At 73.2% G+C, this 25,337-nt stretch carries 22 protein-coding genes and 1 riboswitch; of the genes, 14 read left to right on the top strand and 8 right to left on the bottom strand.

Features of this window, described 5'->3' with window-relative positions; all coding sequences use genetic code 11:
- Positions 1-54: 54 nt before the first annotated feature.
- The 3 genes from GKC29_RS02730 to GKC29_RS02720 form a co-directional block, all read right to left on the bottom strand.
- Complete coding sequence (locus GKC29_RS02730; protein WP_196255790.1) at positions 55-1,647, bottom strand: DEAD/DEAH box helicase; 1,593 nt, start codon at positions 1,645-1,647, stop codon at positions 55-57.
- A 187-nt stretch (positions 1,648-1,834) separates the two neighbouring features.
- Positions 1,835-3,142 (bottom strand): hypothetical protein, encoded by a 1,308-nt coding sequence (locus GKC29_RS29780; protein WP_230688893.1) that lies wholly within the window; start codon positions 3,140-3,142, stop codon positions 1,835-1,837.
- A gap of 132 nt (positions 3,143-3,274) precedes the next feature.
- Positions 3,275-4,885, bottom strand: a complete 1,611-nt coding sequence (locus GKC29_RS02720; protein WP_155329322.1) for a C40 family peptidase — start codon at positions 4,883-4,885, stop codon at positions 3,275-3,277.
- Between the two features lie 240 nt (positions 4,886-5,125).
- On the opposite strand from GKC29_RS02720, the gene mqnE reads away from it, so the two are divergent.
- Genes mqnE through GKC29_RS02705 form a run of 3 tightly spaced genes read left to right on the top strand, consistent with a single transcriptional unit; the run spans position 5,126 to position 7,047 of the window.
- On the top strand, positions 5,126-6,295 hold the full coding sequence (gene mqnE, locus GKC29_RS02715) for an aminofutalosine synthase MqnE (protein ID WP_155329321.1): 1,170 nt from the start codon (positions 5,126-5,128) through the stop codon (positions 6,293-6,295).
- Positions 6,296-6,318: 23 nt separating this feature from the next.
- Positions 6,319-6,741, top strand: a complete 423-nt coding sequence (locus tag GKC29_RS02710; RefSeq protein ID WP_155329320.1) for a hypothetical protein — start codon at positions 6,319-6,321, stop codon at positions 6,739-6,741.
- A gap of 39 nt (positions 6,742-6,780) precedes the next feature.
- Positions 6,781-7,047, top strand: coding sequence for a DUF4229 domain-containing protein (locus GKC29_RS02705; protein ID WP_155329319.1), 267 nt, complete (start codon positions 6,781-6,783; stop codon positions 7,045-7,047).
- A 36-nt stretch (positions 7,048-7,083) separates the two neighbouring features.
- Here the strand turns inward: GKC29_RS02705 and GKC29_RS02700 are convergent, their stop codons facing one another.
- Positions 7,084-8,436, bottom strand: a complete 1,353-nt coding sequence (locus tag GKC29_RS02700; protein ID WP_155329318.1) for a C39 family peptidase — start codon at positions 8,434-8,436, stop codon at positions 7,084-7,086.
- Between the two features lie 216 nt (positions 8,437-8,652).
- On the opposite strand from GKC29_RS02700, the gene GKC29_RS02695 reads away from it, so the two are divergent.
- The 4 genes from GKC29_RS02695 to GKC29_RS02680 all read left to right on the top strand — a co-directional run bounded on the left by GKC29_RS02695 (position 8,653) and on the right by GKC29_RS02680 (position 13,760).
- Positions 8,653-10,530 (top strand): M14 family zinc carboxypeptidase, encoded by a 1,878-nt coding sequence (locus GKC29_RS02695; protein ID WP_155329317.1) that lies wholly within the window; start codon positions 8,653-8,655, stop codon positions 10,528-10,530.
- Between the two features lie 170 nt (positions 10,531-10,700).
- Positions 10,701-10,762, top strand: a riboswitch (cobalamin riboswitch).
- Positions 10,763-10,873: 111 nt separating this feature from the next.
- Positions 10,874-11,812: an ABC transporter substrate-binding protein gene (locus GKC29_RS02690; RefSeq protein WP_155329316.1), complete on the top strand. Its 939-nt coding sequence runs from the start codon at positions 10,874-10,876 to the stop codon at positions 11,810-11,812.
- A 32-nt stretch (positions 11,813-11,844) separates the two neighbouring features.
- On the top strand, positions 11,845-12,948 hold the full coding sequence (locus tag GKC29_RS02685) for an iron ABC transporter permease (protein ID WP_155329315.1): 1,104 nt from the start codon (positions 11,845-11,847) through the stop codon (positions 12,946-12,948).
- Complete coding sequence (locus GKC29_RS02680) at positions 12,945-13,760, top strand: ABC transporter ATP-binding protein (protein WP_155329314.1); 816 nt, start codon at positions 12,945-12,947, stop codon at positions 13,758-13,760. The genes GKC29_RS02685 and GKC29_RS02680 overlap by 4 nt, the downstream gene beginning before the upstream one ends.
- Before the next feature lie 8 nt (positions 13,761-13,768).
- On the opposite strand, the gene GKC29_RS02675 is transcribed toward GKC29_RS02680, so the two are convergent.
- Both GKC29_RS02675 and GKC29_RS02670 read right to left on the bottom strand, forming a co-directional pair.
- Positions 13,769-14,539 carry a VOC family protein gene (locus tag GKC29_RS02675; protein WP_155329313.1) on the bottom strand — a complete coding sequence of 257 codons (771 nt, stop codon included), beginning with the start codon at positions 14,537-14,539 and terminating at the stop codon, positions 13,769-13,771.
- Between the two features lie 192 nt (positions 14,540-14,731).
- A complete protein-coding gene (locus GKC29_RS02670; protein WP_230689143.1) occupies positions 14,732-16,498 on the bottom strand; it encodes an AAA family ATPase in 1,767 nt (588 codons plus the stop codon).
- Between the two features lie 531 nt (positions 16,499-17,029).
- On the opposite strand from GKC29_RS02670, the gene GKC29_RS02665 reads away from it, so the two are divergent.
- A complete protein-coding gene (locus GKC29_RS02665; RefSeq protein WP_155329311.1) occupies positions 17,030-17,881 on the top strand; it encodes a menaquinone biosynthetic enzyme MqnA/MqnD family protein in 852 nt (283 codons plus the stop codon).
- 31 nt (positions 17,882-17,912) lie between these two features.
- On the opposite strand, the gene GKC29_RS02660 is transcribed toward GKC29_RS02665, so the two are convergent.
- A complete protein-coding gene (locus tag GKC29_RS02660; RefSeq protein WP_155329310.1) occupies positions 17,913-18,851 on the bottom strand; it encodes a hypothetical protein in 939 nt (312 codons plus the stop codon).
- Positions 18,851-19,807 carry a hypothetical protein gene (locus tag GKC29_RS02655; RefSeq protein ID WP_155329309.1) on the bottom strand — a complete coding sequence of 319 codons (957 nt, stop codon included), beginning with the start codon at positions 19,805-19,807 and terminating at the stop codon, positions 18,851-18,853. Before GKC29_RS02655 ends, GKC29_RS02660 begins: the two co-directional genes overlap by 1 nt.
- Positions 19,808-20,158: 351 nt before the next feature.
- On the opposite strand from GKC29_RS02655, the gene paaA reads away from it, so the two are divergent.
- From paaA to mqnC, 6 genes are all read left to right on the top strand, one after another.
- Positions 20,159-21,220: a 1,2-phenylacetyl-CoA epoxidase subunit PaaA gene (paaA, locus tag GKC29_RS02650; RefSeq protein WP_155329308.1), complete on the top strand. Its 1,062-nt coding sequence runs from the start codon at positions 20,159-20,161 to the stop codon at positions 21,218-21,220.
- Positions 21,217-21,507: a 1,2-phenylacetyl-CoA epoxidase subunit PaaB gene (gene paaB, locus GKC29_RS02645; RefSeq protein ID WP_155329307.1), complete on the top strand. Its 291-nt coding sequence runs from the start codon at positions 21,217-21,219 to the stop codon at positions 21,505-21,507. Before paaA ends, paaB begins: the two co-directional genes overlap by 4 nt.
- On the top strand, positions 21,504-22,229 hold the full coding sequence (paaC, locus tag GKC29_RS02640; protein ID WP_155329306.1) for a 1,2-phenylacetyl-CoA epoxidase subunit PaaC: 726 nt from the start codon (positions 21,504-21,506) through the stop codon (positions 22,227-22,229). The genes paaB and paaC overlap by 4 nt, the downstream gene beginning before the upstream one ends.
- A 55-nt stretch (positions 22,230-22,284) precedes the next feature.
- Complete coding sequence (paaD, locus tag GKC29_RS02635) at positions 22,285-22,761, top strand: 1,2-phenylacetyl-CoA epoxidase subunit PaaD (protein ID WP_155329305.1); 477 nt, start codon at positions 22,285-22,287, stop codon at positions 22,759-22,761.
- The gene (gene paaE / locus GKC29_RS02630; RefSeq protein WP_155329304.1) at positions 22,758-23,867 is read left to right on the top strand and encodes a 1,2-phenylacetyl-CoA epoxidase subunit PaaE; all 1,110 of its coding nucleotides are present in this window, start codon (positions 22,758-22,760) and stop codon (positions 23,865-23,867) included. The genes paaD and paaE overlap by 4 nt, the downstream gene beginning before the upstream one ends.
- A gap of 162 nt (positions 23,868-24,029) precedes the next feature.
- On the top strand, positions 24,030-25,220 hold the full coding sequence (gene mqnC, locus GKC29_RS02625; protein WP_155329303.1) for a cyclic dehypoxanthinyl futalosine synthase: 1,191 nt from the start codon (positions 24,030-24,032) through the stop codon (positions 25,218-25,220).
- Positions 25,221-25,337: the final 117 nt, after the last annotated feature.

The following is a 25,337-nucleotide window of genomic DNA, read 5'->3' as shown; positions in this document are numbered from 1 at the left end:
CGTCGGCACGACGGCCGGAGGGTCGCCCCGACGAATCCGATCAGGTCCGGTGCGTCAGTGCCGGCCCGCGGCGGGGCGACCACCGAAGGGCCGGTCACCCGGTCGCCGCTCCGAGCGGCCGTCGACCGGCCGGCCCGGGTGGCGGCGGTCGTCGAACCGCCGGTGGTCGCCGCGCTCGCCGAAGCGGCGATGCTCGCCACGGTCGGCGAAGCGCCGGTCGTCGCCGCGCTCGCCGAAGCGCCGGTCGTCGCCGCGCTCGCCGAAGCGTCGGTGATCGCCACCGGCCGAACGCCGGTCGTCGCCGCGCTCGCCGTACCGCCGGTGGTCGCCGCGCTCGCCGTACCGTCCGTGCTCGGCGCGCTCGCCGTGCCCCCGGTACGCCGGGCGGCGCGGACCGGAGGGGCGGCGCGGCTCGGGCTCGTCGCGGACCGGGACGCCACTCGGCTCGCGGGCGCCGGTCAACTCGGCCAGGGCCGGGTCACCGGCCCGGACCCGGGTCTGCGCCGGCTCGACGCCGGCCTTCTCGAGCATCGCGAGGGTGGTGCGCCGCTGCTTCGGGAGGACCAGGGTCGCCACCGCGCCGGACTCGCCCGCCCGCGCGGTACGCCCCGCCCGGTGCAGGTAGTCCTTCGGGTCCTTCGGCGGGTCGACGTGCAGCACGAGCGAGACGCCGTCGACGTGGATGCCGCGTGCCGCCACGTCGGTGGCGACCAGGACGTTCATCCGGCCCTCGCGGAACTCGGCGAGGGTGCGGGTGCGCATCCGCTGGGTCTTGCCGCCGTGCAGGCCCCCCGCCCGTACGCCGACCGCGGCCAGCTGCTGCACCAGCCGGTCGACGCCGAGCTGGGTACGGGCGAACACCATCGTGCGCCCCTCCCGGGCCGCGATGGACGCGGCGACGGGGAACTTGTCGTGCGGCGGGATCAGCAGGAGGTGGTGGTCCATGGTGGACACGGCCGCCGTCGGCGGGGCGGTGGAGTGGGTCACCGGGTCGGTCATGAACCGCTTGACCAGCGCGTCCACGTCACCGTCCAGAGTGGCCGAGAAGAGCAGGCGCTGCGCGTCGGCGGGGGTCTTCGCCAGCAGCTCGGTCACCTCGGGCAGGAAGCCCATGTCGGCCATCTGGTCCGCCTCGTCCAGCACGGTGACCTCGACGTCCTCGAGGCGGCACACGCCCCGGTCGATGAGGTCCCCGAGCCGGCCGGGGGTGGCCACGACGACCTCCACCCCGCGGCGCAGGGCGTCGATCTGCCGGTCGTACGGCACGCCGCCGACCGCGGTCTTGAGGAACACGCCGACGGCCTTGCCGAGCGGGAGCAGGGCGTCGTTGACCTGCATGGCGAGTTCGCGGGTCGGCACCAGGACGAGGGCGCGCGGGTGCAGGGGCCGGGCCGGCCGCCGGTCGGCCACCCGGGCCAGCAGGGGCAGGCCGAAGGCCAGGGTCTTGCCGGAGCCCGTCTGGCCGCGCCCGAGCACGTCCCGGCCGGCCAGGGCGTCCGGCATGGTGGCGCGCTGGATCTCGAACGGCGTGGTGATGCCCTGCCGGGACAGGGCCCGGACCAGCGGCTGGGGCAGCCCGAGGGCGGCGAAGTCGATCGTGGTGTCGGCGGCGGACGAGGTCGTGCCAGGGTCGAACGAGGTGGTCAAGAAAGGCCTTTCGAGCGGGGCGCATCTTCGCGATGGCCCGCCGCGGCTGCACGCCGCCGGATCGCCCGCAAGACCGCCCATGGGCGCGCGTTGAGGCGCGCCGGGTCAGTGATCTCCACCAGTGTACGGCGGTCCGCCCGGACCGCCACGTCGTCGCGGAGCCGTAGTGGGGCGGCTCACCCGGCCCTCACCGGCTCAGGATGTCGCCCACCAGCCCGTCCATCGCGTCGTTGGCGAGCAGGACGACCAGCACGCTGATCGCCACCAGCAGCCCCACCGACACGGCAAGGACGAGCACCACGCGGGCGTTGCTGGACCGCTCCTCGGCCGGCGTCTCCGTCCAGCCCTGGGCGAGGATGTGCCCGGTGAGGGAACCGGACGTCTCGAGCGGGTTCGCCGGGAAGGCGACGGTGGCGAAGCCCGGCCCGTCCGATCCGGCGCCGTAGATCGAGCCCAGATCGCCCTCGTGCCGGTCCGGCCGGCCGGCCCACGGACCGCCCGCGGGTGCGGTCGGCGGACTGCCGGCGGCGTCGCGCGGGCCGGGAACCGCCGGCGGTGCCGGCACGGCGGCGCGTCCGGTGAGCGGTGCCGGCTGCCCGGCCGCCACGGCGGACCAGGAGGTCGCGGGCGGCGGCGGGAACGGGGGCGACGGCATCGGGCCGGGCGGTGGCGGGGGCGCGGGCATCGGCGGGCCGGGCGGCGGCGCGGGCGGGCCCGGCACGGGCGGGACCGGGCCGGGCGTCGGTCGCGGCGGAATCGGGCCGGGCGGGTACGGACCCGGGGCGGGCGGCGTCGGGCCGGGCACCGGTGGGGTGGGCGACGGCGGGGTCGGCCCGGGGACGGGTGGCGTGGGCGCGGGCGCCGGCTCCGGTTCCGGAACCGGAGGCTTGGGCGGTTGCGCCGGCTCCGGCGGTTGCGCCGGCTCGGGGGGCTCCGGGTTGACCGGCCCGGCCCGGTAGATCCGCGCCTCCCCGGTGGCCGACCGGATGGCCGCCGCCTCGACGGCCGAGACCCGGCTCGCCCCGGGCACCGACACGCTGGCCCGCGCGGCCCGACCATCCTCGGGCACCCCGTCGGCGTGCCCGCCGTCCCGGGCGTCGTCCGGTCCGGTGTCGTCGGCCGCCCGGGGGCCGGGCGCGTCCGGATCGTCGGGGGCCGGTGCCCGTCCGCTGTCCGGGTCGGAAGCGTTGGCGCGCTGGCCGGGAACCGCCGGTGCCGGTACGGCGGCGGAGCCGGTCGCCCGGTAGGTCGTCGCGGCCGTGGCGCTCGGGACCACGCCGCCCGGAGGCGGGGCGACCGCGGTGGCGACGCTGACCCGCCCACGCGTGGCGGCGGACGCCGCCGACCAGGGTGGGGCCTCGTCTGCGTCGGGGGTCGGGAGGTCACCGGCGGAGTCGGGCACGGAGGTCGTTCCCGGGACGTCGCCGCCCGGCTCGGCGGACCGGCCGGTGAGGTCGGGGGCGGACGGGTCCACCGGGACGTTCTGCTCGGCCATGCTCGCCCTCCGCGCCACGCTCGCACCCGGATCCGTGACGGCGGACCGGGCGTGCCTGAGTCTCACCGTGCCACATTCCGACCCGACCGCACAGCCGGAGTCGGTACCGGACGGCGACCCGTACGCGTCGCGTCAGCTGCCGGTGCTCGCCGACGTGCTGGCCGAGGCGCTGGTCGACGGCGTCGAACTGCTCGCCGCCGTGGTCGGGACGGCGCGGCTGGTCGTCGTCCCCGGCGACGGTGACGAGGGCTCGCTCGCGGGACTCGACGGGGCGCCGGGCTGCGGGGTGGGCGTGCTGCGCGTCGGCGACGGCGTCGGCGAGACCGACCCGGACTGGGTCGCCGACGGCGAGGTGGACGGCGAGGTGGACGGCGAGGTGGACGGCGAGGTGGACGGCGAGGTGGACGGCGAGGTGGACGGCGACGGGGACGTGCTGGGCGACGTCGTGGTCGACGGGGTCGGCCTGGGCGTGGCCGGCGGCGTCGGGGAGGCCGGTGTGGTCGGCGTGGGGGGCGGTGTGGTCGGCGCGGGGACCCCGCCGACGACCCGGGTGGCCGCGTAGAGGCGGGACCAGCGCACCGTCGAGATCTTGACCACGTCGCCGGTGCTCGGGGCGTGGATCATCTTGCCGCCGCCCACGTACATCCCGATGTGGTGGATGCTGGTCCAGCTCGACCCCGAGGCGAAGAAGAGCAGGTCGCCGGGGAGCAGGGCGGTGCGGGCCACCGACCGGTGCCGGGTCGCGAAGTACTGGTCGCGGGAGACCCGCGGGAGGTCGTAGTAGCCGGCCGACCGGTACGCGGCCCAGATGAGGCCCGAGCAGTCGAACCGGTCCGGACCCTCGGCGGCCCACAGGTACGGGTCGCCGAGCTGTGCCTTGGCGTACGCGAGCGCCTTGACCGCGACCGGGTGCGCGGCCAGCCCGTTCGCCGTCTCGTCGGCGATGTAGCCGGCGCCGAGGGCCTGCTCCGCGGCCTCCTGTTGGCGCTCCAGCTCGATCAGCTGCGCCGCGTTGTCCGTGCGCAGCTTGGCGAGCTTCGCCTCCTCGGCGCGCAGCGCCTGCTCGCCCGCCGTGTACGCCGTGCGGGCACCCTGCACCCGGCTCTGCGCGGCCGCGAGGGCCTGCTGGGCGGCCTGCTCGCCGGTGCGGGCCCGGTTGAGCTCGCGGGTCGCGGCGGTGGTGTCCCCGCCCTCGACCTCCTCGCCACGGGTGATCCGGGAGAGCTGGCTCAGGTCGTGCAGGTCGGTCGCGAACTCGGCGGGCGGCAGCGCCGCGGCGGCCTTGATCGCGTCGGCGACGGCGCTGTCGGCCCGCTCCTGGGCCCGGGCCAGCGCGTCCCGCGCCAGGGCGAGGTCCCGCTCGGCGGTGACGAGCTGCGCCTCGCCCTCGGTGCGCTTCTGCCGCAACAGGAGCAGCTCGTCGCCGAGCTGGCCGACGCGCGCCTCGGCGGCGTAGATCTGCGCGGCGAGCGGGCCGTTGACGAGGTTGGTGACAGGCGTGCCGACGGCACCGGGCGTGGGGACGAGCGGCACGCCGCCGGGCAGGCTGAGCGGGCCGGACACGACCGGGCGGGCGCCCGCGTCCGGCACGGTGGTGGGCAGGGCCGGCTCGGCGTAGGCGGGGGTGCACAGCACGGCGGCGGCGACGGCCCCGAGGAGGGCGGACCAGAGCTTCGGCCGGAGCACCGGTGAGATCACCGGACTCCGTCGACCCGGCCGTCGTCCGTACCTGCTGTCGGCCATTCCGCTCCCTGTCCGGTGCTTTGCCGCGCTTGGTGCGCGTGGCGCCAGGACGCTACCAGTGGTGTGTGTCGCGCCCCACCCTGTCTTACCGCACGCGGGCAGCGATGTCGATGTGTCGCCGGGTTACGGGTCGCTGAGAACGCGGTGAAGTGCGTCGCTGCCCGCCGACCGCGCTGCCGCCGGTTCGGCCGGCCGACGTAGGCTCGATCGGGACCGCAGGTGGAAGGGACGTGGCTGGACATGGACGCCGGACTCAAGCGTGAGCTCGAAGCGAAGGTGTACGCCGGCGAGCGGCTGACCCGGGAGGACGGGATCGCGCTCTACGAGAGCGACGACCTCGCCTGGCTGGGCCGGCTGGCGCACCACCGCCGCACCGAGCTGAACGGCGACCGGGTGATGTTCAACGTCAACCGGCACCTCAACCTGACCAACGTGTGCAGCGCGAGCTGCGCGTACTGCTCGTTCCAGCGCAAGCCGGGTGAGAAGGACGCGTACACGATGCGCATCGACGAGGCGGTCCGCAAGGCCAAGGAGATGGAGGACGAGCAGCTCACCGAGCTGCACATCGTCAACGGCCTGCACCCGACGCTGCCCTGGCGCTACTACCCGAAGGTGCTGCGCGAGCTGAAGGGCGCCCTGCCGAACGTCAAGCTGAAGGCGTTCACCGCGACCGAGGTGCAGTGGTTCGAGAAGATCAGCGGCCTCTCCGCCGACGAGATCCTCGACGAGCTGATGGGCGCCGGCCTGGAGTCGCTGACCGGTGGCGGCGCGGAGATCTTCGACTGGGAGGTCCGGCAGCACATCGTCGACCACGCCTGCCACTGGGAGGACTGGTCGCGGATCCACCGGCTGGCGCACAGCAAGGGCATGAAGACGCCGTCGACCATGCTGTACGGGCACATCGAGGAACCCCGGCACCGGGTCGACCACGTGCTGCGGCTGCGCGAGCTCCAGGACGAGACCGGCGGCTTCGTGGTCTTCATCCCGCTGCGCTACCAGCACGACTTCGTCGACTCGGCGGACGGCAAGATCCGCAACCGGATCCAGGCCCGCACGACGATGGCGTCGCCGGCCGAGTCGCTGAAGACCTTCGCCGTCTCCCGGCTGCTCTTCGACAACGTCCCGCACGTGAAGTGCTTCTGGGTGATGCACGGCCTGTCGGTCGCCCAGCTCTCGCTGAACTTCGGGGTGGACGACCTGGACGGCTCGGTCGTGGAATACAAGATCACCCACGACGCCGACGCGTACGGCACGCCGAACACCATGCACCGCGACGACCTGCTGCACCTGATCTGGGACGCCGGCTTCCGCCCGGTCGAGCGGAACACCCGCTACGAGGTGGTGCGCGAATACGACGCCGCGCCGACGCTGGCCGAGCGGCGTGCCGAGCCGCAGCAGGTCTGGGCCTGAGCGCCGCGTACCCTCTTAGGGCCATGACCGAGCAGCAGAGCGGCTTTCCCCGGCGCGACGCCGACGGGCGCATCCTGACCCTGGGCGATCTGCTCGGGGTCAGTCTGGCCGGCCTGGTCGTCGGGCTGCTGGCGGTGGTGCTCTTCGACTGGGCCTTCGCCTCGTTCGGCGCCGGGGAGTTCGGCCGGGCCAACGGGTGGCTGGCGGTGATCCTGCCGGTGTGGCTCTACTGGGAGGACTTCCGCGCCTGGGAGTTCGGCGCCGCCCGGATCGTGACCGCGCTGGCCGCCGGCGCGGTGGCGGTGACGGCGGGGCTGGTGGTGGCCGGCCTGGCCGCCGGGCTGCCGCCGCTGCTGTCCGGCGCGCTGGGCGCGGCGGCCTTCACCGTCGCGTACGCGGTGGTGTGGTTCCCCGGCGTGCGGTGGCTGGCCCGCCGGACGGGCTGAGGCCGCCGCCCGACCGGCGGCGGAGAACGGAGTACGCAGATGAGCGCGGCGGTCAAGTACACGCTGGGCCGGATCGGGCTGTTCGTCATCGTGCTGGCGGCCCTCTGGTTCGTCGAGATGAACCTGTTCCTCAAGCTGATGCTGGCCCTGGTGTTCTCGGCGGCCGCCTCCTTCTTCCTGCTGAGGGGCTGGCGGGACGAGATGGCCGAGGAGATGGCCGCCGCCGCCGAGCGGCGCCGCTCCGAGAAGGAACGCCTCCGGTCCGCCCTGGCCGGCGAGGACGAGGAGCCGAGGAACAACCCCTGACCGGGAGGGCGCCGGCGCCCTCCCGGCCGGGGTCCGTCACCAGTTGGTGCTGCCCGGCACGTGCGGCCAGGGCAGACGTTCGGGCTTGATCAGGTAGGCCACCCCGCCGGAGCCGCCGGAGACGCCGCCGCTGGCGTTGATCCGCTTGGTCCGCAGCCAGATCTGCTCGAACTGCTCCCGCTGGTAGACGTTGCGGACCTCGTCGTTGCTGGACGAGGCGGGGTCGTTGACGATCACGTCACCGTCGGCGGTGAACCCGACCACCACGAACAGGTGCCCGGACGTGCCGTAGTTGGCCCCGTCCAGTTCGCTGGCGAGGAACGACTGGCTGGTCACCACCGGGATGCCGGCGGCGATGAAGCGCTCCACCTCGTCCAGGGAGTGCAGCCGGGTGACCCGCCCCTCCAGGCCCGGGAAGCTGGCGGCGTACGCGGTGTTGAACGGCCAGTTCCCGGCGCCGTCGTAGGTGTAGTCGTAGACCATCCGGGCGGCGTGGTTGACCGTCGGGTCCGGGTATGTCGGGTCCACCCAGGCGGTGTCCTCCTCGGACGCCTTCCGGCCCCAGTACTCGATCACCATGGTGGTGGAGGTGGGGGAGCACCAGGCCTGGCCGCCGCCGTCGTACTCCGGGTAGTGGCCGGTGTGGACGTTCTGCGAGTAGCGCGGCACCGGCAGTTCGACACCCCAGGCGATGCCGCCGGCGCTCGGCGTGACGGTGAACCGGTCCGGGACGAAGGAGCTCATCGCGCCGAGCGTGCGCACCAGCGGCGTGGCCTGCTGGCCGGCCGCCCGGTAGAGGGTGAGCCGCAGCTGGTACGAGCGCAGCAGCACCCCGGCGTCGGCGTCGTCGATGCTGAAGGTGTCGGTCCAGATGGTCGACCAGGGGTCACCCTGCCGGTTCACGCTGGTGCGCTTGATGTCGGCGTCGCCGGAGGCCCACCGGCCCATGACGTACCAGGGGGTCTGCCCACCGGTGTTGTACGTGCCCTGCAGCTCGATCTGGATCCAGGTGCCGGCCGGGGTGTCCGCGTTCCACGAGGCGACGAGTTCGCTGGCGTCGAAGCCGACCCGCGTCGACGGGGAGGTCCAGGTCGCGTACTCCCAGGTGCGGGTGACGCCGGTGTGCGGGTCGGTGTACTGCGTGGTGCCGGCCGGGCGGGCCAGGGTGAGGCCGGGGCGTGCGCCGGGCACGGCCCGGGTTCCGGCGTGGCTGCCCCGACGCCAGTCCGGGTACCGCGACCACTCGTGGAAGGTGATCTGCTCGTCGTGGACGACCGGCCGGCCGGCCGGTGCCGCGACCGGCGTCGCGTGGGCGGGTGTCGTCGTGCCGAGGAGGGCGAGCGCCGTGAGGCCGGCGAGTGCGGCGGCGCGGAGGCGTGGTCTGGGCATCGGTACTCCACGGGAGAGGTGGGCATCGTTGCCGGTCAGTGTCCCGCCCGGAAGTAAGTTTCGCCATAGGTTGGTGGATAGAAAATCCTTGCCGGAATGAGGATCCGGCTGACATGGAAAGTAGAGATGGACGGATGTTGATATGACCATGTGGCGGGTGGTGGAGTGTGCTCCACCGAGCGGGAAAGATCTCCCGCGCCTCCCAGGAGGTTGTCCATGGCCTTCCGCACCCCCACCCTCCGCCGCCGCCTCGCCCTCGCCATCGCCGCGGGGCTCGGCCTGCTCACCCTCGCCGCGCCGCCGGTCTCCGCGGAACCGGCCCCGGACCGCTCCGGAGAACCGGCCGCCGTGCCCTACCGGGTGCTCGGCCCGCGTACGCTCGCCGACCGCAGCGCGGTCGCCCGCACCGGCGCCTCGATCGACTACTCCGAGCACGGTGTCCTGCACGTCTCGGCCACCCGCGCCGAGGCCGCCGCCATCACCCGGCTCGGCTTCCGGTTGGAGGCGATCGCCGCACTGCCCACCGACCGGGGCGCCGCCGACGGGGAGATCGGCACCCTCGACTTCCCGCCCGCCGACTCGAACTACCACAACTACGCGGAACTGACGGCGGTGGTGAACAAGGTGGTCGCGGACCACCCGACCATCGCCCGGAAGATCAGCATCGGCAGCTCCCACGAGGGCCGGGACCTGATGGCGGTGAAGATCTCCGACAACGTCGCCACCGACGAGGACGAGCCGGAAATCCTCTTCAACGCGCAGCAGCACGCCCGCGAGCACCTGACCGTGGAGATGGCGGTCTACCTGCTCAACCTGTTCACCGACAGCTACGGCAGCGACTCCCGGATCACCAGCGTCGTCAACAGCCGGGAACTGTGGATCGTGCCGACGGTGAACCCGGACGGCAGCGAGTACGACGTGGCCACCGGCTCGTACCGGTCCTGGCGGAAGAACCGGCAGCCGAACAGCGGCTCGTCGTACGTCGGCACCGACCTCAACCGCAACTGGTCCTACCAGTGGGGCTGCTGCGGGGGCTCGTCCGGCTCCACCTCGTCGGACACCTACCGGGGCCCGTCGCCGTTCTCGGCGCCGGAGACGAGCGCGCTCCGCAACTTCGTCAACAGCCGGGTCGTCGGCGGCGTGCAGCAGATCAAGACCAACATCGACTTCCACACCTACTCCGAGCTGGTGCTGTGGCCGTTCGGCTACACGTACAACAACACCGCCCCGGGCATGACCACCGACCAGTACAACACCTTCGCCACCATCGGCCAGCAGATGGCGGCCACCAACGGCTACACCCCGGAGCAGTCCAGCGACCTCTACATCGCCGACGGCACCAGCATCGACTGGATGTGGGGGCAGCACGGCATCTGGGCGTACACCTTCGAGATGTACCCGGGCTCGGCCTCCGGTGGCGGCTTCTACCCGCCCGACGAGGTAATCGGGCGGGAGACCTCGCGCAACCGCGACGCGGTGCTGATCCTCGCCGAGTACGCCGACTGCCCGTACCGGGCGATCAACAAGCAGGCGCAGTACTGCGGCGGCGGTGGCGGCACCACGGTCTGGTCGGACACCTTCGAGACCGCGACCGGCTGGACGATCAACCCGAACGGGACCGACACCGCCACCACGGGCCAGTGGGAGCGGGGCGCCGCACAGGCCACCACCTCCAGCGGGGCCAAGCAGCTCACCCCGTACGCGGGCAGCAACGACCTGGTCACCGGCCGGCTGGCCGGCACCGGGGCGGGCGACTACGACATCGACGGCGGTGTCACCAGCGCCCGCTCCCCGGCGGTGACCCTGCCGTCGAGCGGCACGCTGACGCTGTCGCTGGCCTGGTACCTGGCACACGGCTCGAACGCGTCCTCCGCGGACTACCTGCGGGTCAGCGTCGTGCACAACGGCGGCACCACCACCCTGCTCAACCAGGCCGGCGCGGCTACCAACCGCAACGGCTCCTGGGCGGTGGCGAACCTCAACCTGACCCCGTACGCCGGCCAGTCCGTCCGCATCCACGTGGAGGCGGCGGACGCCTCCGGGGCGAGCCTCGTCGAGGCGGCCGTGGACAACCTCACCATCACCGCCTCCTGAGAACGGATCGGGGCCCCGTCCCGCCCCCCGGCGGGGCCCCGACCCCCTCTCGTCACAGGCCCGCGGCCAGCGGCGAGAGCGGTCCGGAGCGTGCGCTACCGTGCTAGTGCCTGTCCTCCCACGTGCCACCCGGCCCGTGCGGACCGGCACTACGACCACCCCGCAGCGAAGCCGGTGGGAAACCGGCGCTGTCCCGCAACTGTGATGCCCCGAGATCCGGGGACGAGCCAGGTCGCCTGCGCTGGGGGTCGCGAATCGCGCTCTCGAGGAAGGGCGCCTCGCGGACGGGCGCACCCGCTCCCTGTCGGCGAAGCACCACGCTCCTCGACCGACAGGAGGACCGATGTCCAGACGTACCCCCCGGCTCTTCGCCGCGACCCTCGCGGTGGCCGCGCTCGCCCTCGGCGCCTGCGCCGAGAAGACCTCCGACACCCCCGCGGCCGGCGGCAGCCCGTCGGCCGCCGCCTCGTACCCGGTGACGGTCGGCTCGCTCACCCTCGACCAGCGGCCGGAGAAGATCGTCTCGCTGTCGCCCACCGCCACCGAGATGCTCTTCGCGGTCGGTGCCGGCAAGCAGGTGACCGCCGTCGACGACAACTCCAACTATCCGGCCGAGGCACCGAAGACCGACCTGTCCGGCTTCCAGCCGAACGCCGAGGCCATCGCCGCCAAGAGCCCCGACCTGGTGGTGCTCTCCGACGACCGCAACAAGGTCGTCGAGCAGCTGGCCAAGCTGAAGATCCCGGTCTTCCTCACCCCGGCCGCGACCACCCTCGACGACACCTACCGCCAGATCACCGAGCTGGGCACCCTCACCGGGCACCCGGCCGAGGCCGCCGACGTGGTCAAGCGGATGAAGGACGACATCGCGAAGCTGGTCGCCGACCTGCCCAAGCGGTCCGAGAAGCTCACCTACTTCCACGAGCTGGGACCGGAGCTGTACACGGCCACCAGCAGGACCTTCATCGGCTCGCTCTACACCCTCGCCGGGCTGGAGAACATCGCCGACCCCGCCGACCCGGACGGCAAGAGCGGCGGCTACCCGCAGCTCTCCCAGGAGGTCATCGTCAAGGCGAACCCGGACTTCGTCTTCCTCGCCGACACCAAGTGCTGCCAGCAGAGCGCGGACACGGTCAAGGCCCGGCCCGGCTGGGCTGCGATCACGGCGGTGAAGAACAACCAGGTCGTCGCGCTGGACGACGACATCGCCTCGCGCTGGGGCCCGCGCGTCGTCGACCTGCTGCGCACGATCATCGACGCGACTGCCAAGGTGCCTGCGTGACGCTCTCGCGGCGTTAACAGGGGACCCTTTCCATGCAGCAGGCGTTAACAAGGGGCCCTTCCTTCCGGCCGGCCGGGGCGCCGCAGGTGTCCCGGCCGGCCGGGCTGCGGGCGCGGTGGGTCGTGGCTGGCGTGGCCGCGGTGGTGGTCGCGCTGGTCGCGGGCGTGTCGCTCGGCCCGGTCAGCCTGCCGCCGGGCAGCGTCGCGGTCGAGCTGCTCAACCTTCTTCCCGGGGTACGCCTCGACAGCGGGCTGACCGAGCGGGAGATCGCCATCGTCACCGAGCTGCGGCTGCCCCGGGCCGTGCTCGGCCTGCTGGTCGGGGGACTGCTCGCCCTGGCCGGCGGCGCCTACCAGGGCGTGTTCCGCAACCCCCTCGCCGACCCGTACCTGCTCGGCGCAGCCGCCGGGGCCGGTCTCGCGGTCACCGTCGTGATCACCGCCGGGGTGGGTGCCGGCGGTGCGCTGACCGGGCTGCCGGTCACCGTCCCGCTGGCCGCGTTCGTCGGCGCGATCGGGGCGGTCGTCATGACGTACCTGCTCGGCGCCGCCGGCGGCCGGAGCCGTTCCCCGGCGGCGCTGATCCTGGCCGGGGTGGCCGTCTCCGCGTTCCTCTCCGCCGGGCAGACGTACCTGCTGCAACAGAACTCGGACAACATCCAGCAGGTCTACTCGTGGCTGCTCGGGCGGCTCGCCACCGCCGGCTGGCACGACGTCCGGCTGGTCCTGCCGTACTTCCTGCTCACCGCCGTGGTGGTGCTGATGCACCGCCGTGAGCTGGACGTGCTCTCCGTCGGCGACGACGAGGCGACCGGCCTGGGCCTGCACCCGCAACGGTCCCGGTACCTGCTGATCGTCGCCGCCTCGCTCGGCACCGCCGCTGCGGTCTCCGCGTCCGGGCTGATCGGTTTCGTCGGGATCATCGTCCCGCACACCGTACGGCTGCTCGCCGGCTCCAGCTACCGGGTGATCCTGCCGCTGTCGCTGCTCTTCGGCGGGGCGTTCCTGGCGCTGACCGACGTGGTGGCCCGGACGGCCGCCGCCCCGGAGGAGATTCCCATCGGTGTGGTCACCGCCCTGCTGGGCGGCCCGTTCTTCGTCCTGGTCCTGCGCACCACGCGACGGATGCTCGGATGACCGGCCCACCGCGCGGCTCCGACCCGCCCGCCGGCGCCGGGGCGCCCGCCGTCGAGGTGCGTGACCTGCACGTCCGTCTGGACGGCGTGCCGATCCTCGGCGGTGTCGACCTGACCGTCGCCGCCGGCGAGTGGGTCACCGTGATCGGCCCCAACGGCGCCGGCAAGTCGACCCTGCTGCGGGCCGTCGGCGGCCTGCTGCCCGCCCCGGGCGCGGTCACCCTCTTCGGTACGCCCATCCAGGCGATGCGCCGCCGTGACCGGGCCCGGGTGGTGGCCACCGTGGCGCAGTCCCCGGTGGTGCCGCCCGGCATGTCGGTGCTGGACTACGTGCTGCTCGGCCGTACCCCCTACATCCCGCCGCTGGGCCGGGAGTCCGCCGCCGACGTGGCCGCCGCGCACGACGTCCTCGACCGGCTGGACCTGGCCGGCTTCCACACCCGGGAGCTGGCCACCCTCTCCGGCGGCGAGCGGCAGCGGGTCTTCCTGGCCCGGGCGCTCGCCCAGGGCGCCACCCTGCTGCTGCTGGACGAGCCGACCAGCGCCCTGGACATCGGCCACCAGCAGGAGGTCCTCGAACTGGTCGACCAGCTCCGGCGCGAGCACGGCCTGACCGTGCTCGCCACCATGCACGACCTCTCCATCGCCGGCGAGTACGCCGACCGCATGGTGCTCCTCGCCGACGGCCGCGTCGCCGCCACCGGCACCCCCCGCGACGTCCTGACCGAAAAGCTGCTGTCCCGCCACTACCGCGCCACGGTCAAGGTCGTCGAGGGCGACCACGGCCCGCTGGTCGTCCCCGTCCGCCGCTGACGCCACGGTCAGGGTCGCGGCGGCAGGGCTATCGCGTTGAAGAGGGCTCCCTGGGGGTCGCGGAGGGCGGTGTAGCGGCCGGCCGGGATGTCGCGCGGGGGCACCAGGACCGAGCCGCCCAGGGCGGCGGCGCGGGCGGCCGCCGCGTCGGCGTCGGCCACCCCGAAGTAGACCGACCAGTACGCGGGCGTGTCGGCCGGGAAGTCACCCAGCGGCACGGTCATCCCGGCCACGATCCGGGCGCCGAGCCGCCAGGCGGTGTGGGCGGCGGCCGACTCCCCCGCCTGACCGTCCGGATGCCAGCCGAAGACCAGCTCGTAGAAGACCTTCGCGCCGTCCGGGTCCGGGGTGACCAGCTCGGTCCAGCTCATCGCGCCGGGGACACCGAAGACCTCCCCGCCCGGCATCGCCATCGGCTGCCACACGCTGAAGGTCGCGCCCGCCGGGTCGCTGAACACCGCCATCCGGCCCCGGTCCAACACCTCGAAGGGTGGCACCACCACCTGCCCACCGGCCCGCTCGACGCGCCCGGCTACCAGGTCGGCGTCGTCGGTGGCGACGTACACCGACCAGATGGGCACCTGGTCGGGGATCGCCGGTGGCCCCGCCCCGGCCACCGCCCGGCCGTCCAGGAGGAAGACCGTGTAGCCGCCCGCCTCCGGCTCCGGCGCGATCTGTCCGGTCCAGCCGAACAGCTCCGGGTAGAAGCGCCGCGCGTCGGCGAGATCCGGCGTGGCAAGGTCGGTCCAGCACGGCGTACCCGACGGGACGGTGCTCACGTCGACCCCTCTCGGCCCGGGGACGGCCACCGGCGGCGCGCCCTGTCGGCATCGTGGCACCGCCGGTGCCCGGTCCGGCGTACGAACGGGCGAAACGTCCACTGAACCGGCGACCCGCGCACGTCCGCTTCGCCCCGCCCGACGCGGTCCGGGGCGGCGCCGGCGCCGGCCGGCACCGCCCCGGTGAACGCCCTAGTCGCCCAGCAGCGGTGCGGGCAGGGGCGCGGTGTGCAGCACCGCCAGCCGGGACACCGCCCGGGTGAGCACCACGTAGAGGCGGTGCAGGCCGCGTGGCTCCGCCGCGACGATGGCCGCCGGCTCGACGACGATGACGTGGTCGTACTCGAGGCCCTTCACCACCGTCGCGGGCACCACCGTGACGCGCGCGGCGGCCGTCGGGTCGTCGGCGGTCGCGGTCTCGATCCCGGCGCCGGCGAGCGCCGCCCGCAGCCCGTCGACCGCGGTGTCCGCCGCGATCACGGCCACCGAGCCGTCGTGCGCGAGCGCCGCCCGTACCTCGGCCACCGTCGCCGCCGGCAGTTCCCCGACGGTACGCACCTCCAGCGTGCCGTCCCGACGCAGCGACTCGGCCGGGGGTACGTCGACCGCGAGCGACGGCAGCAGCCGGTTGGCGAACGCGACCACGGCGGCGGGCACCCGGAAGCCGACGGTCAGCGGCACCACCACCGCGTCCGGCTTGCCCAGGTGCCGCAGCGTCTCCCGCCAGTCCCGGGCGGCCCACGGCGCGGTGCCCTGGGCGAGGTCGCCGAGCAGGGTGATCGAGCCGTGCTCGCTGCGCCGCGCGATGGCCCGGCACTGCATCGGGGAGAGGTCCTGCGCCTCGTCCACCACCACGTGCCCGTAGCCGGCCGGCCGCTCGATCAGGCCGGCGGCCTCGTCGACGAGGACCGCGTCGGCGGCCGTCCAGCGCGTAGCCCTCGCCGTGCGGCCCACCCTGGTCCCGGACGCCGCCAGCAGGGCCTGCTCCTCGGCGCTGAGCAGGCCGTCGGCGGCGATGGCCAGGCGCTGCGGGTCGGCGTACAGCTCGTGCAGCAGCCCGTCCGGGGTGAGCGCCGGCCAGACCTCGTCGAGGAAGGCGGTCACCGGCCGGGATCTCGCCGTCCGGCGCAGCCAGGCGTCGCTCGGTGACTCGGCCCGCCGGGCCTCCGCCTGCCGTTGCAGCAGGCCCACCACCCGGGCGCGGACCCGCTCCCGGCCGACCGCGTACGGCAGCCCCTCCCGGCGGGTCTCCCCGATCACCCGGTGCAGCGGCTCCAGCCCGATCCGCCAGCGGAACGAGCCGTCCGAGACCACGATCGGCTCGGTCGGCTCGCCGACGTGCGCGGCCACCGCCCGGCGCAGCACGTCGGCCATCCGCGCGTCGTGCTTGACGGCCGCGACGGCCGGGTCGTCGACCGCGCGGACCGGCACCCGTTCGACCAGGTCCTCCACCGTGGCCTGCTCGACCTCCACCTCACCGAGGGCCGGCAGGACCGCCGCGATGTACGACAGGAAGGCCCGGTTCGGCCCCACGATCAGCACACCGGAGCGCCGCAGCCGCTCCCGGTGCAGGTAGAGCAGGTACGCGGCCCGGTGCAGGCCGACGGCGGTCTTCCCGGTGCCCGGTGCCCCCTGCACGCAGATGGAGTCGGCCAGGTCGGCCCGGACCAGTTCGTCCTGCTCGGGCTGGATGGTGGCGACGATGTCCCGCATCGGCCCGACGCGGGGGCGTTCGATCTCGGCGGTGAGGATCCGGCTGGCCGTGCCCAGCTCCTCGCCACGGTCCAGGTGCTCGTCCTCGAAGCTGGTCAGCACCCCGCTGTTGAACCCGAACCGTCTGCGTACCGCCACGCCCTGCGGGTCCCGCGCGCTGGCCCGGTAGAAAGACCGGGACACCGGGGCGCGCCAGTCCAGCACCAGCGGCTCGCCGCGGTCGTCGGTCACGTGGCGCCGCCCCACGTGGTAGCGCCGCCCGGCGTGGTCCCGGTCGGCGTCCCCGAAGTCGAGCCGGCCGAAGAACAGCGGCGTGGTCGGGTCGTCGGCCAGCTCGGCGACCCGCCGGGCCAGGTGCCGGCCGAGCTGCTCGGCCGTGTACGCGTCGCCGGCGACGCTGTCACCGGTGGCGAAGAGCGCCTCGGCGCGTTCGCGCATCCGCCGCAGGGCGGCGCGGGAGGTGTCCAGGTGTTCGCGCTCCGCGGCGAGGTCCTGGTCGAGAGCGAGGTCGGCTGCGGTCACGGTGACTTCCCTTGCGGTCATCGCTGATCGCTCGCGTGTCCGGGGGCGGATGGCCGGCGCCCGGCGCGGGGACGTCCGGTGCGGTGCGAAGCTCACCTCGGCCGTCAAGCGGCCTGCAAGCCTACGCCGCACGACCGGGGCGCTCCATCGAATTACGGACTCGCCGGCCGGTAGCGGGCGGCCGGTGGCTGCGGTCTTGGCCACTCCCACCCCGCCCGGCGCGCCGGTCCAGGTGGTGGGGGATACGGTCAGGTAATGGTCGAGCACGTCGCGCGCCCCCGGGTCGGGCACATCCAGTTCCTCAACTGCCTGCCGATCTACTGGGGGCTGATGCGCTCCGGCGCCCTGATCGACGTCGACCTGCACAAGGACTCGCCGGACCGGCTGAGCGCCGCCCTGGTCGCCGGCGACCTGGACATCGGCCCGATCACGCTGGTGGAGTACCTGAAGCACGCCGACGACCTGCTGCTCCTGCCCGATCTGGCGGTGGGCAGCGACGGTCCGGTGCTGTCGGTCAACATCGTGTCCACCCGGCCGCTGGCCGACCTCGACCACGGCCGGGTCGCGCTCGGGTCGACGTCGCGGACCGGCGTGCTGCTGGCGCAGTTGTTGCTGGCCGAGCGGTACGGGGTGAACCCGGAGTACTTCCGCTGCCCGCCCGACCTGACCCAGATGTTGCTGGAGGCGGACGCGGGCGTGCTGATCGGGGACGTGGCGTTGCGCGCCATGTACGAGGCCCCCCGCGGTGGCCTCACGGTCACCGACCTCGGGCAGGCCTGGCGCGAGTGGACCGGGCTGCCGATGGTGTTCGCCGTCTGGGCGGTACGCCGGGACTTCGCCGCGGCCCATCCGGGCCTGGTGAAGGAGGTCCACGAGGCGTTCCTGCGGTCCCGGGACCTCTGTCTCGGAGAGTTGGACCAGGTCGCCGAGGCCGGCGCCCGCTGGGAGCCCTTCGACGCGGCGACCCTGGCCACCTACTTCCGCGTCCTCGACTTCAGCCTGGGTGACCGGCAGGTTGCCGGTGTCCGCGAGTTCGCCCGCCGCGCCGCCGCCAGCGGGGCCACCCCCGAACTTCCCGCCACCGGCCCGGCCTTCTTCACGGGCTGAGGCTCCCGGCGGGGCTGAGAACCTCGGCGCGCTACGGGCGGACCAGAAGGGCTGCCGTGATCTTCTGGCAGTTCTGCATGCCGTACTCGTAGCCCTTCTCGATCGGGTAGCGCAGCATCACGCCCATCGTCCAGGTGTCGCCGATGGCGAGGCAGTTGACGTGGTTCTCCTGCTCGCGGGTGCGGTCGACCCAGCCGTTCTTGATCGCGATGGTCGTGCGCTCGGCCGCCGGGAACGCCTTGCGGATGCCGAAGTCGCCGGTGCCGCGGACCAGCCGCATCTCGTCGAGCAGCCACTCCGTCCACTCCGGCCCGGCGGCGCGGCCGTCGGCGATGCACGCCCCGAGGCGGGCGGTGTCGCGGGGCGAGAGGTTCGTCCGGCTCCAGCCGCCGTCACTGGCGACGCTGCTGTCGGTCAGCTCGCAGGTGGACAGCAGCCGCTTGATCGAGGCCGACCCGTCGAGGCTGTTGTAGAACTTCTGCGTACGCGTGTTGTCGCTGTCCCGGATGATCTTCGTGGCGTCGGCTAGCTTCGCGTCGCTCGGCGTGTCGCCCGCCTCGGCGGTGCGCCGCAGGTAGTCGGCCACGATCCAGGACTTGATCAGCGACGCGGTGGTGCTGGTCTCGTCCATGTTGTCCGAGCCGATGATCTCGCCGGTACGCCGGTCCAGCACGCTCCAGGAGTACCAGCCCTCGATGCCGAGATCGTCGAGATCCTGTGCCGCGAAGGGGAGCGGCTCCAGGGAGGGGCTGGGCGACGGCGGGGGCCGGTCGCGGCGGTCGGTGGACGCACCGGTCCCGCGGTCCGCCGGTACGGTCGGCTCGCCCCACCGGGCGGCTGCCCGGGACTCGAACGGCGAGCCGGGCAGCAGGCGCAGCGACACGACCACGAGTCCGATCAGGACGACCGCGACCAGGATCAGCCCGCCGACCGGCCCTGCGCCGCGCTTTCTGCGGCGCTGACGGGACATCAGAGCTTCCCGGCCGGCTGTTGCGGCACCTTGAGAGCGGCGCCGGGCTGCGGGGTGACGAGCTGGGCGGCGACGGTCGCGCAGACCTGCGAACCGTAGTCGAGCCCGCTCTTCCGGGGGTAGCGCAGCATGACGGCGAGGCTCCACCGGTCGGTCAGGGCGAGGCAGTTGACGTGCCAGTTGCCGTCGTAGTTGAGCTCCGTCCACCCGTTTTTCATGCTGACCGGGCCCTGGCTGGTGATCGACTCGGGCAGGCCGTCGATGATGCCCCACCGGCCGCCGCCGGAGCGGGTCTTCTGGTCCTTGGCGGCGGTCGTGCCGCGGACCTTGCTCATCTCGTCGAGCAGGTACGTCGTCCACTTCGGCCCGGCGGCCTTGCCGTCGCCGAGGCAGTCGCCGAGCCGGACCGCGTCGCGGGGCGACATCTGGGTGAAGCTCCACCAGCCGACGTATCCCGGCACCTTGCCCGGCTTGGTGTCGGTGAGGCCGCAGGTCTTGATCATCCGGCTGATGGTGGCCGACTTCCCGACCGCCGCGTAGAGGGCGTTCGCCGCGTCGTCGTTGCTGTCCCGGATGGCGGTGGTGATGTTCTTCTTCATCGCCGCCGAGGGCGCCTTCTCGCCGAGTTGATTCAGGTAGTCCGCGGCGAACCACGCCTTGATCATCGACTCGGTCGAGCTGGTGGCGGTCATGTTCCTCGCGCCGGAGATCGTGCCGCTCTCGCGGTCCATCAGGGCCCAGGAGAAGAACTCGCCCTTGAAGGCCACCGACACCGGCGCGGCCGCCAGGGTGGGCGGTGGCGGCGTGGTGGGGGCGGGGGCCGCGACGCTTCCGGCGCCGCCGCCCGCGCCGCCGCCGTCGCCGTCGGAGAGCCGGGCGTACGCGGCGGGCACGAGCAGGGCACCACCGAGGAGGACCGCCACGACGGCGAGCACCAGGGTCACGCGGGATCGCATGAGTGGGTGAGCTCCAGATGTCAGGGCCGGGGGGACCGGCTGCGTTGTCCGGACGGATCGGGTCGCCGAGGCCGGGGGTGGCGGCCTCTCGGGTGACCGTCGGGAACCGATCGCTGTGCCGGGGAAGTCTACGTCCGGATCCGCGACCCGCGGAGATGTGACACCTGGCAACTTGCCATGAAGGCGGGGTGTTCGGACGGTTTTGCGACTTTTGGGCAGATTCATGGTCCCGCAGTGACTCAACTCACATCCGCCCAGAGTTACGAGTCGCCTTCGTTGGGTAGGGCCCGGACTCCGGCAACCCTGTTACACCCCCTAGAGTTTTCAGGGGCGAGCTGTAACACTTGAGGCATGTATGGCAATGACTTCCCGGCCGACGACGGCCCCGGCGGCGGTCTCCTCGGCGAGGTCGAGGCGGCCGAGGCGGCGCTGCGGGAGGCCGCCGAGCGGGGCCGGCGCGGCGCCACCGCCGGCGAGGACCTCGCCGCCTACTTCGCCGAGGTCATCGACGCCGACCAGAAGATCGAGCCGCGGGACTGGATGCCGGAGGCGTACCGGAAGACCCTGATCCGGCAGATCGCCCAGCACGCCCACTCCGAGATCATCGGGATGCAGCCCGAGGGCAACTGGATCAGCCGGGCGCCCTCGCTCAAGCGCAAGGCGATCCTGCTCGCGAAGGTGCAGGACGAGGCCGGGCACGGCCTCTACCTCTACGCCGCCGCGGAGACCCTGGGCGTCAGCCGGGACGAGCTGGTCGACCTGCTCCTGAGCGGCCGGCAGAAGTACAGCTCGATCTTCAACTACCCGACCCTCACCTGGGCCGACGTGGGCGCGATCGGCTGGCTGGTGGACGGCGCGGCGATCGTCAACCAGGTGCCGCTGTGCCGCTGCTCGTACGGGCCGTACGCGCGGGCCATGATCCGCGTCTGCAAGGAGGAGTCGTTCCACCAGCGGCAGGGGTACGAGATCCTGCACACCCTCGCCCACGGCACCCCGGCCCAGCAGGCGATGGCTCAGGACGCGGTGGACCGGTGGTGGTACCCGTCCCTCGCCATGTTCGGCCCGCCGGACACCGACTCCACCCACTCCGCGCAGTCGATGGCCTGGAAGATCAAGCGTTTCTCCAACGACGAGCTGCGCCAGCGTTTCGTCGACATGTGCGTGCAGCAGGCCGAGGTGCTCGGCCTGAGCATCCCCGACCCGGACCTGCGCTGGAACGACGAGCGGCAGGCGTACGACTTCACCCAGCCCGACTACGACGAGCTGATGCGGGTGATCAAGGGCGAGGGCCCGTGCAACCGGCAGCGGATGGAACACCGCCGCCGGGCCCACGCCGAGGGAGCCTGGGTCCGCGAGGCCGCCGCGGCGTACGCGGCCAAGCAGGCAGCGAAGAAGGAGAAGGTGGCCGCGTGAGCAGCCAGGAACACACCCCACTGTGGGAGGTCTTCGTCCGGGCCCGGCGCGGGCTGTCGCACACCCACGTCGGCAGCCTCCACGCGCCCGACGCGGAGCTGGCCCTGCGCAACGCCCGGGACCTCTACACCCGCCGCCAGGAGGGGGTGTCGATCTGGGTGGTGCCGGCGAGCGCCATCACCGCGTCCAGCCCGGACGAGAAGGACGCCTTCTTCGACCCGGCGGCCGACAAGGTCTACCGTCACCCCACCTTCTACCAGGTGCCGGACGGGGTGGCGCACCTGTGAACGGCCCGTTCGACTTCACGCTGCGCCTCGGCGACGACGCGCTGATCGCGGCACAGCGGCTCGCCGAGTGGTCCACCCGCGCGCCGGAGATGGAGGAGGACATCGCGCTCGCCAACATCGCCCTCGACCAGCTCGGCGCCGCCCGCCTGCTGCTGACGTACGCGGGCGAGCTGGAGGGCGCCGGGCGGGACGAGGACGCGCTGGCGTACCTGCGCGACGACCGTGAGTTCCGCAACTGCCTCCTCGTCGAGCTGCCCAACGGCGACTTCGCGGTGACCATGGCGAAGCTGCTCCTCCTGTCGGCGTACCAGTTGCCGCTCTACACCGCGCTGGCCGGGTGCGCCGACGAGCGGCTGGCCGCGATCGGCGCCAAGGCCCGCAAGGAGTCGGCGTACCACCTCGACCACGCCTCGCTCTGGGTGCGCCGGCTCGGCGACGGCACCGAGGAGTCGCACCGGCGGATGCAGGCGGCGGTCGACGAGGTCTGGCCGTACACGCACGAGCTGTTCACCCCGGATCCGGCCGCGCCGGTCGACCCGGCCAGCCTGCGGGCCGACGTCGACGCGACCGTGACGGCGGTGCTCGACGAGGCGACGCTGACGCTCCCGCGGACCGGCTGGGCGCCCGCCGGTGGCCGGGACGGCGTGCACACCGAGCACCTGTCGTACCTGCTCGCCGAGATGCAGGTGCTGCACCGCGCCCATCCCGGAGCGAGCTGGTGAGCGCGAGGAGTGCAGCGCAGCGGAGCCCCGCAGTCGCGAACGGAAGGTGGCACTGGTGACCAGCCCGAGGGAGGCCGTGGCGGCGGTGGTGGACCCGGAGATCCGGGTGGTCACCATCGACGAGCTGGGCATCCTGCGGTCGGTCGACGAGGACCCGGCCACCGGCCGGGTCCTCGTCACCATCACCCCCACCTACACCGGCTGCCCGGCGATGGACGTCATCCGCACCGACATCCGCCGCGCCCTGGCCGCCGCCGGTCACCCCGACGCCGAGGTCCGCACGGTCTACGCGCCAGCGTGGAGCACCGACTGGATCTCGGCGGACGGGCGGGCGAAGCTCGCCGCCGCCGGCATCGCCCCGCCCGGGCCGGCCCGGCGTGAGGGCGCGGTGCCGCTGACCCTCGCCGTCCGGTGCCCGCGCTGCGGCTCGCCGGAGACCGAGCAGGTCAGCCGCTTCGGCTCCACCGCGTGCAAGGCGCTCTGGCGCTGCCGGTCCTGCTCCGAACCCTTCGACCACCTGAAGGCACTGTGACTGTCACGATCACCCGACCGGTCCGCCGCCGGCCGGTCTTCCACCCGCTCCCCGTCGCCGCCGTCGACCGGCTCACCGCCGACTCGGTGGCGGTCACCTTCGCCGTGCCGGAGGAGCTGCGCGAGACCTTCGCGTTCGCCGCCGGTCAGCACCTCACCGTCCGACGTATCGGCGACGACGGGGAGGACGTGCGGCGGTCGTACTCGATCTGCTCCACCCCGGACGAGCTGGCGCGGCACGGCCGGCTGCGGATCGGTGTCCGGGAGATCCCCGGCGGCGCCTTCTCGGCGTACGCCTGCGGCGCCCTGCGCGGCGGCGACACCGTGGACGTGCTGCCGCCGCTCGGCCACTTCACCACGGCGTTCGTGCCGGACCGGGTGCGCCACTACGGCGCGGTGGTCGCGGGGTCCGGCATCACCCCGGTGCTGTCGCTGGTCGCGACGGCCCTGGCCGTCGAGCCCGCCAGCACCTTCACCGTGGTGTACGGCAACCGCACGGCCAACACCGTGATGTTCGCCGAGGAGCTCGCGGACCTGAAGGACCGCTACCCCACCCGGCTGCACCTGGTACACGTCCTCTCCCGCGAACAGGGCGAGTCGCCGCTGCTGTCCGGACGGATCGACGCCGACCGGCTGGGCCGGCTGCTCGACACCATCGTGCCGGGCGACACGATCGACGAGTGGTTCCTCTGCGGGCCGTACGGGATGGTGGTCGACGCCCGCGAGGTGCTGACCGCGCGGGGGACGCCGGAGTCGGCGGTGCGCACGGAGCTGTTCCACGTCGACGCGCCGCCGGAGCCGGTGCGGCGCCCGGGTGACGAGCCCGGCGCCGGAGCGGAGGTGACGATCGTGCTGGACGGCCGCTCCTCGACCTTCAGCATGGGCCGTGACGAGCGGGTGCTGGACGCGGCGCTGAAGGTACGCGGCGAACTGCCGTACGCCTGCAAGGGCGGCGTCTGCTCGACCTGCAAGGCGAAGGTCGTCGACGGCGAGGTCACGATGGCCCGCAACTACGCCCTGGAACCCGACGAGGTGGCGGCGGGCTACGTCCTGACCTGCCAGTCCAGCCCGACGACCGACCGCCTCACGGTCGACTACGACGCGTAACCCCCCTCGCCCCCCGCGATCTTGCGATTCCTGCCCCGACATATGCCGCCATCCGGGCAAACCGAGAGCACAAAGTGCAAGATCGCGGGAGGTGGCGTGGGGTGGGCGACAGAAGGGGGCGGTCCGGTGGCGGTGGTTCGCGGGGGACGTAGGCTCGGGGGCGTGACGGTGAGCCGGGAGATCGACGACATCCTGCAGCGCGGCGCGGACGGCGGGCGGATCACGCCCGAGGAGGCCCTGCTGCTCTACACCGACGCGCCCTTCCACGCGCTGGGCGAGGCGGCGGACGCGGTACGCCGGCGGCGGTACCCGGACAACATCGTCACGTACCTGATCGACCGCAACATCAACTACACCAACGTCTGCGTGACGGCGTGCAAGTTCTGCGCCTTCTACCGCGCGCCGAAACACAAGGAGGGGTGGACGCACCCCACCGAGGAGATCCTGCGCCGGTGCGGCGAGGCGGTCGAGCTGGGCGCCACCCAGGTCATGCTCCAGGGCGGGCACCACCCGGACTACGGCGTCGAGTACTACGAGGAGTTGTTCTCCTCGGTGAAGAAGGCGTACCCCAAGCTCGCCATCCACTCGATCGGCCCCAGCGAGATCCTGCACATGGCGAAGGTCTCCGGCGTGAGCCTGGACGAGGCCATCGCCCGCATCAAGGCCGCCGGGCTGGACTCGATCGCCGGCGCCGGAGCGGAGATGCTGCCCGAGCGTCCCCGCCGGGCGATCGCCCCGTTGAAGGAGTCCGGCGAGCGTTGGCTCGAGGTCATGGAGCTGGCCCACCGTCAAGGCGTCGAGTCGACCGCGACGATGATGATGGGCACCGGCGAGACCGCCGCCGAGCGGATCGAGCACCTGCGGATGATCCGCGACGTGCAGGACCGGACGCGCGGCTTCCGGGCGTTCATCCCGTGGACGTACCAGCCGGAGAACAACCACCTGAAGGGCCGCACCCAGGCGACCGCCCTGGAGTACCTGCGGCTGGTCGCGGTGGCGCGGCTCTTCTTCGAGACCGTGCCGCACCTCCAGGCGTCCTGGCTCACCACCGGCAAGGACGTCGGGCAGCTCGCCCTGCACATGGGAGTGGACGACCTCGGCTCGATCATGCTGGAGGAGAACGTCATCTCCTCGGCCGGCGCACGGCACCGCTCCAACCTGCACGAGCTGATCGGCATGATCCGGTCCGCCGACCGGATCCCCGCCCAGCGGGACACCCTCTACAACCGCCTCGCCGTGCACTGGACGCCGGCCGACGACCCGACCGACGAGCGGGTGGTCTCGCACTTCTCCTCGATCGCCCTGCCGGGCGGTGGCGCGGGGAAGTCGCTGCCGCTGGTCGACGCCCGCTGACGGACCGCCCCGCGCGTCCGTCACCGGGGGCGGGTCCATCACCGTGCGGGCACGGCCCGTGACGTGGGGTCGGTTGGCCGAACGGCCGATGTGGTCGACCGGAGATATCGATTCGGT

Source organism: Micromonospora sp. WMMC415 (assembly GCF_009707425.1).
Classification (GTDB): domain Bacteria; phylum Actinomycetota; class Actinomycetes; order Mycobacteriales; family Micromonosporaceae; genus Micromonospora.
The sequence above is the reverse complement of the archived record's forward strand: the minus strand, read 5'-3'. Positions and strand labels throughout refer to the sequence as shown.